The sequence below is a fragment of the Stenotrophomonas sp. RG-453 genome (assembly GCF_033843685.1).
In the GTDB taxonomy this organism is placed as follows: domain Bacteria; phylum Pseudomonadota; class Gammaproteobacteria; order Xanthomonadales; family Xanthomonadaceae; genus Stenotrophomonas; species Stenotrophomonas bentonitica_A.
On sequence record NZ_JAMYED010000007.1, the window covers coordinates 76,817 to 90,868 of the forward strand.

General features: G+C 61.4%; 9 protein-coding genes. 7 read left to right on the forward strand and 2 right to left on the reverse strand.

Going from position 1 to position 14,052, the window contains the following annotated elements; all coding sequences use genetic code 11:
• Positions 1-7: 7 nt before the first annotated feature.
• On the reverse strand, positions 8-1,279 hold the full coding sequence (locus tag NJD74_RS14305; RefSeq protein ID WP_319624423.1) for a site-specific integrase: 1,272 nt from the start codon (positions 1,277-1,279) through the stop codon (positions 8-10).
• Positions 1,276-1,689: a helix-turn-helix domain-containing protein gene (locus NJD74_RS14310; protein ID WP_017160757.1), complete on the reverse strand. Its 414-nt coding sequence runs from the start codon at positions 1,687-1,689 to the stop codon at positions 1,276-1,278. Before NJD74_RS14310 ends, NJD74_RS14305 begins: the two co-directional genes overlap by 4 nt.
• 90 nt (positions 1,690-1,779) lie before the next feature.
• On the opposite strand from NJD74_RS14310, the gene NJD74_RS14315 reads away from it, so the two are divergent.
• From NJD74_RS14315 to NJD74_RS14345, 7 genes are all read left to right on the forward strand, one after another.
• Positions 1,780-3,738, forward strand: coding sequence for a cytochrome c/FTR1 family iron permease (locus NJD74_RS14315; RefSeq protein WP_319624424.1), 1,959 nt, complete (start codon positions 1,780-1,782; stop codon positions 3,736-3,738).
• A 24-nt stretch (positions 3,739-3,762) separates the two neighbouring features.
• Complete coding sequence (locus NJD74_RS14320; RefSeq protein ID WP_319624425.1) at positions 3,763-4,380, forward strand: cation transporter; 618 nt, start codon at positions 3,763-3,765, stop codon at positions 4,378-4,380.
• 1,186 nt (positions 4,381-5,566) lie between these two features.
• Positions 5,567-7,282 (forward strand): phosphoethanolamine--lipid A transferase, encoded by a 1,716-nt coding sequence (locus tag NJD74_RS14325; protein ID WP_319624426.1) that lies wholly within the window; start codon positions 5,567-5,569, stop codon positions 7,280-7,282.
• A gap of 72 nt (positions 7,283-7,354) precedes the next feature.
• Entirely contained in the window at positions 7,355-7,726 is a 372-nt protein-coding gene (locus NJD74_RS14330) for a diacylglycerol kinase (RefSeq protein WP_319624427.1), read from the forward strand.
• 513 nt (positions 7,727-8,239) lie between these two features.
• Complete coding sequence (locus NJD74_RS14335) at positions 8,240-9,493, forward strand: TolC family protein (RefSeq protein WP_319624428.1); 1,254 nt, start codon at positions 8,240-8,242, stop codon at positions 9,491-9,493.
• A complete protein-coding gene (locus tag NJD74_RS14340; protein ID WP_319624429.1) occupies positions 9,490-10,743 on the forward strand; it encodes an efflux RND transporter periplasmic adaptor subunit in 1,254 nt (417 codons plus the stop codon). Before NJD74_RS14335 ends, NJD74_RS14340 begins: the two co-directional genes overlap by 4 nt.
• 15 nt (positions 10,744-10,758) lie before the next feature.
• On the forward strand, positions 10,759-13,995 hold the full coding sequence (locus NJD74_RS14345) for a CusA/CzcA family heavy metal efflux RND transporter (protein ID WP_319624430.1): 3,237 nt from the start codon (positions 10,759-10,761) through the stop codon (positions 13,993-13,995).
• Positions 13,996-14,052: the final 57 nt, after the last annotated feature.

The following is a 14,052-nucleotide window of genomic DNA, read 5'->3' on the forward strand; positions in this document are numbered from 1 at the left end:
AGGGGGATCAGTCCCAGTGCCGGCCGTCGTCTGTACTGAGCGACGCTTCCAGGAAGCACTGGTGCGTATCGGCCATGCGGTGCATGTCATCGAGCAACGTGGCCAGGATTTCATCCAGATCCCTTTCGGGATCGGTGGGAGCAGTCAACTGGTACTCGCTGCTGGCGGTGTTCAGCCGCACCGCTTGGAACGGGGCCAAGCAGATCTCTTCAATTCGGCCTCGGGCCTTGGCCGCGCCGCGACCCGTGCGGGCAAACGGGGTCAGCACCATGCGCAGGCGCAGCTGCAGGGCCGATTTGCCCTCCGGCGCCGGCAGTGCCATCGCCGGTACCGGCACGGTTGGACTGGGCAGGCTTGCTTCAATGCGGTCCCGGGCAAACGGGTCACGCCCGTCCAGGTAACGCATGGCCGACTGCACATCGCGCCAGCCCACGTACTCCATCAAGGCCTTCATGTCCCAGCCTTGGTCGTTGGCCCAGCTGGCAAAGCCGCGGCGCAACGAATGGCTGCTGTGGAGCCCCGCATCGGCAAAGCCGGCACTGGTCAGCAACTCGCGCAGCAGGCGCACCAAGCTGTTGGGATGCAGGCCTTCGGCGCTCACCTGGCCCCATTGGTTGACTGCCCGAAACACCGGCCCTTCTTGCAGGTCGGCCGCCTGCAGCCACGCCTGGGTCGCCTCCACCGGACATAACCGCGACAGCGCCGGCACCTTGTAGGTGACGCCGGCTGCCTGGCGATCACCCTTGCTGCGTGGCAAGAAGCAGGTCATCCCCTGTCCCGGCACCAGCGTGAGATGGGCCACGTCCAGACGCAGCAGTTCATCGCCACGGAATCCCCGCCAGAACCCGAGCAGCATCAGCGCTCGGTCTCGTTGATGGCGCAGCGCCGCCGGCCCATCGCCCCGGGCATGTGCCGCAGCGATCGCCGCGGCCAGCCAGTCATCGAGCTCGACCAGCCGCCGAATCTGGAGCGGCGCGGCTTGCTTGACCTGGCCCGGGTGCAGGGTCTGGATGCCTTTGAGCACCTTGCGCACCAGCGGCGATCGGGTCGGGTCGACAAAGCCGTGGTCGCGGTGCCAAGAGGCGATGGCCGCCAGACGTTGGCGGAGGGTGCTGGTCGCCAAGGTCTGCGCATAAGCGGCCAGGTACCGGGCCACGCTGTCAGGTGTCGCTGGGAGGTGGCCTTGCCATTCAACCTCGAAGTGCCGCAGCGCCGACGCATAGCTGCGCACCGTGTTCTGGCGCGTGGCCGCATCGAGGTAGCGGTCCAGTTCGGTCACTGGCGCGTGGCCTCCACAGCGACCGGCTGCCGCAGGGTCGACAGAATGGTGCATTCCGCCCGCTGCCCGCCGTGGCAACTGGCAATCACCCGTTCCAACTCGCTGGCCATGCGCTGCAGGTCGGCCATGCGCGCCCGCACGTCCGTCAGATGGCTGCGTGCCAGCCGATCCACGTCGCCGCACGAAAGCTCCTCATCGCCGGCCAGCTGCAGCAGGCTGCGGACCTCCTCCAGGCTGAAGCCTAGGTCCCGACCGCGCGCAATGAAGCGCAGCCGCTCGATGTCGGCCGGGCCATAGACCCGGTAGCCATTGCCCGAGCGCCCCGGGCGCGGCAGCAGGCCGATCCGCTCGTAATAGCGGATCGTCTCCAGGTGGCATCCACTGGCGTCGGCAGCCTCACTGATTTTCATTCGTAGTACGCTTGACTCCGTAGTAGCTACGGACTTTACGCTGAACCCGTATACGCCGCCACTCCGGCCGCGCCGCTGCGTGTGACGACCATGCCACTGCCCATCGCCTTAATTCGCTACTGCCTGATTGCCTTGCTGATCGGCTGGGTTCTGCCCGCTTCTGCTCAGACGGAGCCTGCTGCTGCAGACCTGCGCCAAACGTGGCAGATGCTCGATTACATCGCGGTCGACTACCCCGGCGCGGTCCAGGCCGGCCGCGTTATTGCCCCCAGCGAATACGCCGAAATGAGCGAGTTTGTCGGCGCCGTCCGCAGTCAGCTGGCAGCATTGCCCGGTGGCCAGAACCAGCAGGAGCTGACGGCCCAGGCCGACCGCTTGGTCCAGGCGGTGGCAGAGAAGGCCGACCCTGCGCAAGTGGCAACGTTGGCGCGCGGGCTCGGCACGGCGCTGTTGGCCCACTACCCGATCGGCGCGGTTCCGGCGAGCCCGCCGAAGACCTCCCAGGCCGCGTCCATCTACAGCCAGCAGTGCGCGGCCTGTCACGGCCCCACAGGGCACGGTGATGGCCCCGCCGCGCAAGCGTTAAGTCCGCCGCCGATCGCGTTCACCGATGCCACTCGCGCCGCGCAGCGCACCCCGTTGTCGTTGTACGAGGTCATTTCCCAGGGTGTGCCGGGTACCGGCATGGTCAGCTTCTCTGGGCTGTCAGAAAGTGATCGCTGGGCGTTGGCATTCTATGTGGGCAGCTTGGGGTACTCCTCGCAAGCCAAGGCGCAAGGTGAGGCGTTATGGCGCACCAGTACGGAGGCCCATGCACGCATTCCCACCCTCGAAGCGCTGACGCGCACGCGGGAAGCCGATCTTGCTACCACGATGCCCGCTGATCAGGCAAACGCGATCATCGCCTACCTGCGTTCGCAGCCACAGGCTGTAAACGAAGCGGTACCAGGAGCCGATCGCTTTGCGGTGGCGCGGCAGCGACTGGCCGCGAGCCAGCGCGCTTACGCTGTTGAGGACTTGGCTCAAGCCAAAAAGCTTGCGCTCTCGTCCTATCTGGATGGAGTAGAGCCGCTTGAGCCCACGCTGGCCACGCGCAATCCGTCATTGCTGCGAGAGATCGAAACGGCCATGGCAGGCTACCGCGCGCAGCTGGACCAGCATGCGCCCGCGGCTGACGTTGCCGGGCAGGCAGAGCAAATTGCCCAGCTGTTTGATCGGGCGGACTTGGCGCTGCAGGACACCCGAATAGGCGCCAGCACGGCGTTTCTGGGCAGCTTTACCATCTTGGTACGCGAAGGACTGGAAGCGCTGCTGATCGTGATTGGTATCGTGGCGTTCTTGCGTAAAGCCGAGCGGTCTGATGTGTTGCCGTATGTGCATGCGGGTTGGATCTGCGCGTTGTTGGCAGGCGCAGCGACCTGGGCAGTGGCCACTTACTTTGTTGATATCAGCGGTGCGAACCGGGAAGTCACTGAGGGCGTCTCGGCATTGTTCGCTGCCGCTGTCCTGCTCAGCGTAGGCATCTGGATGCACCAAAAGAGCTTTGCAGGACGGTGGCAGGAGTACCTGCACGCCAAGCTGACGACCGCGCTGACACGGCGCTCGGCTGTTTTTCTGTTCATGCTGGCCTTTGTCGCGGTGTACCGCGAGGTGTTTGAGACGATCTTGTTCTACATCGCGATGTGGAGCGACCAGGCGTCCACCGCCATCCTCGCAGGCCTGGTGGCGGGAATCGCGGTGTTGGCCGCGGTGGCGTACTCGATGCTGCGCATGAGCAGGCGACTGCCGATTAGCCGGTTCTTTTCGATCAGCTCGATTCTCATCGCGGTGATGGCGGTCATCCTGATCGGTAAAGGCGTGGCCGCGTTGCAGGAAGCCGGCTGGATCTCTCAAACACCGCTCGCGTTGCCGCGCATCGAATGGATCGGCCTGTATCCCACCTGGCAGTCGCTGCTGGCGCAGGTATTGGTAGGCACCGCCGCCATCGTGGGGTTCCTCGCCAATGCTCGTTCCGGTGTGCGTAGACAGCCAGGCGCAAACGAGCAATGAAACAACACAGCAGAGGACCAGGACATGAGTGATTGCGGGTGCCACCACGAAGCCAAGAACAAGGAGGAGCGGCGCATCCTCTGGATCGCCTTGGTGCTGAATGCAGCGATGGCCGTGATCGGCGGCATTGCCGGCTGGATTGCCCATTCCACCGGGCTGCTAGCCGACGCGCTGGACATGCTGTCTGACGCCACCGCCTATGCCATTGGCCTGGTCGCTATCGGGCGCACGGCGCGGTTCAAGGCCAACGCCGCGTGGGTCAGTGGCAGCGTGCTGCTGGTGCTGGGCGTAGGCGTGCTGGTCGAAGTCGGCCGCCGGGTGATGTACGGCGCCGAGCCGGTCAGCGGTTGGATGATCGGTACCGCTCTGATCTCGCTGGCGGTGAATCTGAAAGTGCTCCGTATGCTCGCCCCATTGAAGTCCGGCGAAGTGCATCTGCGAGCGACCTGGCTGTTCACCCGAGCCGATGTGGTGGCCAACGTTGGGGTGATTCTGGCCGGCCTGTTGGTGTGGTGGCTGGCCAGCCCGTACCCGGATTTTGTGATCGGCGCCCTAATCGGCCTGTATGTGATCAAGGAGGCTTTCGAGATCTTGGGTGACGCTAGCCGGGCACGTGCCGACGCGCGCAGGACGGCTACCTGACCGAGCTTGGCCGGCTACGGTCGGACGCTGGCTGCTGCTGGTGTATCCGGCCGTGGGTCAGGTGGCACAATCCGTTACCCGACTAATCCCTCGCTGCCCAATCTTCGGTTACATGCGGAAGCTCAGTAAAAACGTTAAATTGTTGTTCTGCGGATACCGGATGCCGTCCATTTTTTACGCCTTTTTCTAGCCACTCGTACCCCCAAGGCCACGCGAGCCCGCAAGGCTAATGAATGGGCGTGAGCTTGCTGAAGAGCAAGACCCGAGGTATCTTTCAAGCCTCAATCGCATTGGTGCAACCCGCACGTGCCCTCCATTGTCATCCATGCCAAGCGCTACGCTCTGGCACTGCTACTGGCAGTGCTGGTCATTGTGCCTGTCGTCGATGCTTCGGTCTGCTTCTCTGAGGAGCAGTCCCACGAGGAAGTAGCAGGACCAGGAGACGGCGCCCCCGATAAAGCGCATGCCGCTTGTAGTCATGGTCACTGCCACCACAGCAGCACTTTCGTCGCGTCCAACGGTTTCACTAGTGCCGATGCCGCACGAAATGAAGACGGGCATGTGTTGTACGAACAACCCGTAACGTCTCACACCCCCGACAGGTTGATTAGACCGCCCAAGGCTTGATCGCGAAACAGGCGAAACGCGCCTGTTAGTCTTTCTGTGATCAGGTTTAACAGGGGCTTTCCATGACCGCATCTATTTGATAGGCGCTTCTTGCGTTCGGCTGACGCGTGGCTGCTCGCGCATTCGCCGAAAAGTATTTTGTCGCCTTGAAGAGAGCAGCTTGAATGCCCTTCTCAACATCTGACTATCTCAAAACTCCGCGCAGTCAGGCGGCACTGCTGATGGCAACCTATTTGCTGGTCATCGGTGCAGGTCTTGGCCTGCGCGACACTTGGCCTGCCGACGAATCGCGATTCGCCTTAACTGCCTCCCCAAATGGTGGAAGGCAGTAACAGGCTTCTCCCGCATCGCGGAGGGCAAGTGGACCCAGATAAGCCTGCGCTTTTCATGTCGATCCAGGCTGCAAAGCTAGAGGTTACCGAAAACCTGCGGATTGCCTCCTGCTCCCATTGCTGGTCTCAGGTGTTGCATCTGTGTGGATGACCTGCCATCTGCGGACACGCAAAGGCCGCTGTATGCGCTACGACCGCGTGCGGTTGTCAATGAAAAGGACTCACCAATGCTTCAATTGAAAACACGCTTCAACCGAGGGAGTCAGCCCCGGGGCCTGGGATCAGATCCGCCGGCCCGTCTCGGCAGGCCTATCCGAGGTCCACAGGTGGGGATCAACACCTTGATCATCATCGTGGCAATCTACTTCACGCTCTTCCTCAACAACGCCTTCTTCTCAGAGGTGGTTGCGAAGACCGGTGTTAATGGCGCAGCCCGTGCACTGCTTCTCTTGTCAACGTCCGCGCTTCTCACTTCCTTGAACGTGCTTATTCTTGGATTGTTGTGCACTCGATGGACGGTAAAGCCCGTCGTTTCCTTGCTTCTTGTCGTGTCCGCTGCTGCGGCCTACAACTCAGATAATTACAGCGTCTACTTCGATGCAAGCATGGTGCGAAACGTGCTGAGGACCGACAGCGCCGAAGCTGGCGAGCTGCTGACTTGGGGGTTCTTCCTTGCGGTGCTGATCAAAGGTGTATTTCCAGCCTTCATGGCATGCACGGTTCGAATCCGGCGTCCCTCCAGTGTGGCGAGCGCAATGCTTGCAAGGGCGCTTCTGCTCGGCGTTTCTGTCGTGGTCATCGCGGGCGCAGCATTCGCCTCATTCGACAACCTGTCCTCACTGATGCGCAACCACAAGCCAGTCAGGTACTTGGCAACGCCCGGAAACTATCTTGCTTCAGCTGCGAAGGTTGTTCGAGAAGAGACGCGAGCAGAACGTGGTCCGATCCAGGTGGTGGGTCCGGACGCCAGAATGGCCCCCCATCCAACGGGCGCCAAGCCGCACTTTCTGGTCATCGTCGTAGGCGAAACGGTTCGAGCGCAGAACTGGGGACTGAATGGATATGGCCGGCAGACAACTCCACAGCTGGCAGCATCAGACGTCGTCAACTTCTCGGACGTTACTGCCTGCGGGTCAAATACTGAAGTTTCCGTGCCTTGTATGTTCTCGGTCTATGGAAGGCGAGACTACGATCGGGACAAAATCAAGGGCTCAGAGTCGCTTCTTCACGTGCTTGAGCGAGCTGGCATTAAGACGCTATGGCGGGACAACCAGACAGGTTGCAAGGGCGTTTGCGCGGACCTGGCGTTTGAGTCCTTCCGCGTGCCTACCGAGGATGGGTTGTGCGATGACCAAGCGTGCCGCGATGAGATCATGCTAGGGGGGCTGCATGACGCGATCGATGACAACCCCGGCGATGTTGTGGTGGTCCTGCATCAGCTGGGGAACCACGGGCCGAGCTACTACAAGCGATATCCCGAGGGTCTGAGGAAGTTCACGCCTGACTGCCGCAATGCAGATCTGGGCAAGTGCACGCGCCAGCAGATCGTCAATGCGTATGACAACGCAGTCCTTGCGACAGATGACTTCCTTGGAAAGACCATCCGGATGCTTGAGCAGGATCAGAGCCATGACACTGGATTGATCTACGTTTCCGACCACGGTGAGTCACTGGGCGAGTCGAACGTCTATCTGCACGGCCTCCCCTATGCCATTGCTCCCGACACTCAGATCAAGGTACCTATGGTCATGTGGATGTCCGAGGGCATGAAGAGCAGCAACACCCTGGACCTTCAATGTGTCCGGGTCCGATCAAAGCAGCCGGCCAGCCACGACAACCTCTTCCATTCTGTACTCGGCCTAATGCAGGTCCGAACGGAGGCGCTTGACGAGAGCCTTAATCTTTTCGCCGGCTGTTCTAGCAACTCCGGTTCCACTCCATAACGGGCGACGACGAGCACGCTGCTGGAACACTCCCCCAGTGGCTCTTGGAGCCCTCGACAAGGAAACATCGCAGTGGCAGATATGTACGGTCATCGTCCGCGGAGCATTGCCCGCGTCTTCAAGGCACTCCGCTGGTCGCTTCAAGGGCTGCGATCAGCTTGGCTGCATGAATCTTCTTTTCGATTGGAGGCTGTCATGGCCGTGGTGGCATTACCGGCAGCGATTTTGCTGGGCCACTCAGGGGTAGAGCGAGCACTTCTGCTGGGAAGCGTGCTGATTGTCCTGGCCTTGGAGCTGCTGAACTCCGCCATCGAAGCAGTTATCGAACGCTACGGCCCAGAGATCCATGAGCTGGCTGGTCGAGCCAAGGACATGGGTTCGGCCGCAGTGTTCGTGGCTCTTTGCAACGTGGGGCTCACTTGGGCCTTGGTCCTGCTCGACTGAGCCTTCCGCTGCCCTAACCTGAACAGGGCCCAAAAACGCGTCCGGTGTCGTAGCTGTAGTATTTCTATGTAATTGTATCCGTCCAAACGAGGTTGCTAGTCTTCCACCTATGCGTCGCTCCCTGCCCGCCATCCGTATGTACCTTATGATGCTGCTTATAGTGGCGTTCGTGGTCGTGCCCGTGGCTGAGGCGTTGGCTTGTGCGCAGGAGGCTCCAGCCACCGCAGGTGACCTGCACGGCGTCTCAGGAGAATCGGATCAGGACCTAGGCAAGGGCAAGGATTCGTCCAGTGCCGATGCCTGTGGCCATGGGCATTGCCACCATTCAACGGCAAGCCTCCCAGCTGCCGGTCACGACGATCTGTTCGCCGATGGCCGGATTTCGCTGCACAGTACCGAGCACGGGGACGTCTACGCCCTCCGACTCGACGGACCCATGCGCCCCCCCCGTATCTGATCTGGCTCTGCCCCGCATTTGCGGGTAGTTCGCTCAGATAATTTACGGGAGTTTTTATGTCGATTTTGACGGGTCGGTCGCTTTCAGCGACCGGGTTGGCTGTCGCTGTTCTGCTGGCGTTGGTGCCAACCGGGCATGTAGCTGCTCAAACTGCACCATCTTACGAATCGTTGCTTTCTCGCTTGAACCAGATGCCTGCGACGGTCCAAGGCGTCGCGCTGGCTGAGGCAGCCGAGGCGCGGGTACAACAGGCTCGGGCACTGCCCAATCCGACGGTCTCCATCGAAGCGGAGAACGCCTACGGCACTGGTCCCTACAAAGGTTTCTCAAACGCTGACAGCATTGTCACCCTCTCCCAGCCGCTGGAGATTTGGGGTCAACGAGGGGCCCGAGTGCGCGCCGCGCGTGCGGAGGCTTGGGCTGCAGGCTTGCGGGGTGATCTGATGCGCAGTGACGCAGCGGGTCGCCTGGCTGCGACATACGCCGAAGCAGAGGCTGCGCTGCGCCGATATGAGTTGGCCAGCGAGGCATTGGCCTTGATTGAACAGGACGCCAAGGCGGTAGCTGCGATGGTCAGCGAGGGGCGTGAGCCCAACCTGCGCGGTGTGCAGGCACGGAGCGAGGTCGCCAATGCAAAGGCCAGCCTAGATGAGGCCGAGGCCTACCGGGATGCGGCGCTTGCTCGCCTAGCCGGGGTGTCCTTAGTGGACAGCCCGCTGACCGACATCGGCGAAAGCCTGCTTGACCGAGTGCCCTCTCATCCAATTGACAATGAGGCCGCCCCGCTTGCCGTTCGCATCGCCCAAGCCGAAGCGGACGCCTCCGGCCGCCTTATCGATGTTGAGCGCAAGCGTGCGTTGCCACAACTGAGTGCATCCGTGGCTCAGACGCGCTTCCGCCAAGCGGGCGACCAAGCTTACAACGTTGGCATCAGCCTTTCGATCCCTCTATTCGATCGTAACCGCGGTGCGATCCAGGCGGCCTATGCGGAACAACGTGCTGCCGAAGCGGTTCTGGAGGCTCAGAGGCGTGACAGTGAGGCGGCCCGTTTGGGAGCGGTAGCGAGTCTCAAGGCATCCAACAGCCGCGCACGAGCAGCGGATGAAAGCGTACAGGCCGCAGATGAAGCCTATCGGCTGGCCCGCATCGGATTCGAGGCAGGTCGTATATCGCAATTGGAGCTGCGCAGCACGCGATCAACCCTGATCGCTGCGCGTGGCAGTGCTGTGGATGCCCGTCTTAGCCGGGTGGCAGCAGAAATCGACCTCGCCCGCCTTGAAGGGCGCGCACCGTTTGTGGAGGCAAAATGAACAAGTACGGAAACAAGACGCTCATCGGAGCGACGCTGCTGGCTACCTTGATGATGACCGGCGCGCTGACCTCATGCAGTGGCGGGGCGCAGGAGGATGCCAAATCCACCGGTACGGAGGCAGAAAAGCCGGCTGGAAAGGATGATGGTCACGACGTTCACGCAGCTGACGCAAAGCCGGGCTCCGCCGAGGCGCACAGTGAAGGTGATGGTGATGGCGAACATGGCGAAGAGGAGTCCGAGGAAGGTGTAGTCAAGCTGACGCCTGACCAGATCAAGGCATCTGGCATCGGCGTGGTGGCTGTCGGCCGCGGCGGTGGCGCATCGACCCGCCTTGCAGGTCGCGTCGAGCCGGCCATCGGGGGGCGTGCTGCCATCGCCTCAACGGTCACCGGCCGCGTTGAGCGCGTGCTTGTTGCGCCGGGTACAGCCGTCAAGAGCAACCAGCCCCTGGTGATCATTGTCAGTGGAGAAGCTGCGACCTTCAAAGCCGCCGCCACTGCCGCTGCGGCGGAGGCCGAAGCCATTCGCCTGGCCTACGGCCGCGATAAGTCTCTTGTCGAGCAGGGCGTAGTGGCTCGCCAGGAGCTGGAGGCCTCGCGCGCGCGCTCTTTGGCCGCTGATGCCGCCGCTAGTGCTGCACGTGCACAGGTAGCGGCCAGTGGATCTCCGGACAGTTCCGGCCGGGTGACAATCTCCAGTCCTGTCGCTGGCGTGGTTGGCAACGTCCAAGTGACGCCCGGTGGTGTCGTCTCAGCTGGAACGCTTGTTGCGGAGGTTTCCAATCCGGACATGAATGAACTCGTATTCACTGCACCGCCAGCACTGGCCACTCTCGCGGTGCCCGGAATGAAGCTGGAAGTGACTGGCCCGGGCGGAAGCTTCGAAGCTGAGGTGATTGCCGCCGCTGCGAATGTGATGCAGCAGGGAGGCACCGCGACCATTCGCGCCAAACCAATTTCGGAGAAGTTGCCACCGGCCGGCTCCCCCGTTTCGGCCGTCATCATCGCCGATAGTGCCGCTGAAGGTATGAGTGTGCCGGCGGATGCGGTCCAAAGCGTTGATGGCAGAAGTGTTGTCTTCGTTGCCGTCCAGGGTGGTTTCCAGGCTACGCCGGTACTCGCTGGTCGTCGTGCAGGTAATCGAATCGAAATCCTTAACGGCCTGACAGGTAGTGAGCGCCTCGTAGGCGCCAATGCCTTCCTGCTCAAAGCCGAACTGGCCAAGGGCGAAGCCGAGCACGGCCACTAAGGGAACTCATACACCATGTTCAAGATCATCATTGAAGCAGCGGTCAAGTTCCGTTGGCTCGTGGTGTTTCTGGCTGCTTCGATTGCCTGCTTTGGCTTGTTCCAACTGAGCAAGCTGCCAGTCGATGCTGTACCAGATATCACCAACCGCCAGGTTCAGATCAATACCATCGCACCTGCCCTTACTCCGGAGCAGATTGAACGTCAGGTCACCTATCCTCTGGAGACGGCCTTGGCCGGCATCCCAGGTCTGAACACCACTCGCTCCCTATCACGCAATGGCTTCTCTCAGGTCACCGCGATCTTCACTGATCAGACCGACATCTATTTCGCCCGCCAGCAGGTGGCAGAGCGGATGCGGGAGGCTGCCGGAGATCTGCCCGAGGGCGTGTCCCCCATGCTCTCCCCGGTTACAACCGGGCTGGGCGAGGTTCTCATGTGGACGGTGGACTTCAAGCCATTCGACCCCAAGAAGCTGGCCAAGCCCGGCCAGGCTGGCTGGCAAGAGGGTGAGGTCTACCTGACACCAGAGGGCGATCGTCTTGGAACCGCCCAGGAGCGCGCAACGTACCTGCGTACTGTCCAGGACTGGATCATCGCACCACAGATGCGCTCCAGCCCCGGCCTGGCCGGTGTTGATACGGTGGGTGGGTACGTCAAGGAATACGGCATCTACCCCGACAGCGCTCGACTGGCGGCATACAACTTGGGTCTGGCCGATCTGGTCCAAGCACTGGAACGCTCCAACGTCCAGGCTGGCGCGGGTTTCGTCCAGCGTGCGGGCGAAGGCCTGGTCGTTAGGGCAGACGGCCTTGCCCTGACGACCGACGACTTGGCTCAGTCGCCGGTGGCCACCAAGGACGGTGTGGTCATCCGGGTGGCCGATGTTGCCGAGGTCGGTATGGGGCGCGCCCCACGGCTTGGTGCAGCTAGCCGAAATGGTCATGAGGCAGTACTGGGCACGGCACTGATGATCGCCGGCGGCAACAGCCGCACCGTCGCTCAAGCTGCAGCTGAGCGCCTGGCACAGGTCAATGAATCTCTGCCCGCCGATATCTTCGCAGAGCCAGTGCTGGACCGTAGTGTGCTGGTTAACTCCACTGTCAAGACTGTCGCCAAGAACCTGACCGAAGGTGCCCTGCTGGTCGTAGTTGTGCTGTTCCTGCTCCTGGGCAACCTGCGTGCGGCAGCCATCACCGCATTGGTCATTCCGCTGTCGTTCCTGTTCGCTGTTATCGGCATGAACAAGTTCGGTATCAGCGGCAACCTGATGAGCTTGGGTGCGCTGGACTTCGGCATCCTTGTAGATGGCGCGGTAATTGTGATCGAGTCCACCCTGCTGATGCTTGGCAAGCGGCGTGCCGAACTTGGCCGACCCCTCAATGCCATGGAGCGACTGCGTGTGGCCGCCGACTCGGCGAGGAAGATGGCGCGTCCTGCAGCCTTCGGTCAGGTGATCATCCTGTTGGTGTTCGCACCGATCCTTACCTTGGAAGGTGTGGAAGGCAAGACGTTCCACCCGATGGCCGCCACCTTCATGCTCGCCCTCGTTGGCGCATTCATCTTCTCCTTTACCTTCGTACCGGCGATGGCTGCCCTGCTGGTCAGGGAGCCCAAGCTCCACGCGAAGAAGGAAGGACACGAGGGCGACCAGGACGAAGAACATGAGACTGCCATCATCCGCGTCCTGCGCGGCCGCATCGAACCGGTGATCCAAGCGGCGATTCGTAGGCCCAAGGCAGTGTTCGCTGGCGCCCTCGTGATGCTCGCAATGGGCGTGGTCGGCTTTACGATGCTGGGTCGAGAATTCATGCCAACGCTTGATGAGGGAAACCTCGCTATGCAGGCGTTGCGTGTGCCATCTACGTCGCTTGAGCAATCGTTGGCTATGCAGTTGGCGCTGGAGAAGGCCATTGCTGCTGAACCAGAGGTTGTGACGGTCTTCTCGAGGACCGGTACTGCCGAAGCAGCTATCGACCCCATGCCGACCAACATCTCCGACAGTGTGATCGTACTTAAGCCGAGAAAGGAGTGGCCAGACTCTTCCCTGAGCAAGGAGGATCTGATTGCAAGGTTTGAGACGATCGCCGCCTCGCAGATAGGCAACAGCTTTGAATTCAGCCAGCCCATCGAGCTGCGCTTCAATGAGCTGATCTCAGGTGTACGTACGGACCTAGCCGTCATGATTTACGGCGATAACTTCGAGCAACTGCAAGCTGTTGCTGACCAGGTCGCGCTGAAGCTGAGAAATACTCAGGGCGCAGCGGATGTCCGTGTTGAACAGATTTCCGGCCTGCCCACGCTCAATGTGGCAATCGATCATCTTGCAGCTGCGCAGTATGGCCTCACGGCGGCGGACGTGAGCGACGCACTTTCAACCGGTATTGGCGGCGCTGCGGCAGGCAAGATCTTCGAGGGCGACCGCCGGTTCGATGTTGTGATGCGCCTCGGCGACGATGCACGCAATGACCCCGATCAGCTCGCATCGCTGCCGATTGCAACCCCAACTGGGGGCATCGTGCCGCTCTCCTCTGTCGCACGCATTGAGATCAGCGAGGGGCCGAACCAGATCAGTCGAAATAACGGGAGCCGTCGTGTCGTGGTGCAGGCTAATGTTCGCGGTCGTGACTTGGGCGGGTTTGTCGGAGAGGCCCAAGCTGCGGTGAAGGACGTGAAGCTTCCACCAGGCGCCCACATGACGTGGGGCGGTCAGTTCGAGAACTTGCAGCGGGCGGAAAGGCGACTCATGACAGTTGTGCCGATTGTCTTCCTGCTGATCGGAAGTCTTCTGTTCATGGCATTGGGCAGTGCGAAGGAGGCGGGTCTGGTGTTCACCTGCGTCCCGCTTGCCCTGGTTGGCGGAATTCTCGCATTGCTGGTGCGTGGTATGCCGTTCTCGGTATCTGCCGCTGTCGGATTCATCGCGGTATCGGGTGTTGCGACGCTGAACGGATTGGTGCTCATGCAAGCCATCAGAGAGAGGCTTGATGCTGGTGACAGTCCATTGATCGCTGCAATGAACGGTGCCGGCAGCCGAATTCGAGCTGTGGTGACCACCGCGCTGGTGGCGATCGTCGGCTTCATTCCGATGGCTATTGCGAGTGGATCTGGTGCTGAGGTGCAGAAGCCTCTCGCCACGGTGGTCATTGGCGGCCTGTTGACCGCAACAGTACTGACACTTCTTGTGCTGCCGACATTTGCGGGGCGCCTGGCCAAGCCAGATCCCAAAGGGCAACCGGGAAATGTTCCCTGATTGATGGAGTGTTTGTGTCCGGCAGCGTATCTGCCTGCCGGACTTCCCGATCCATTC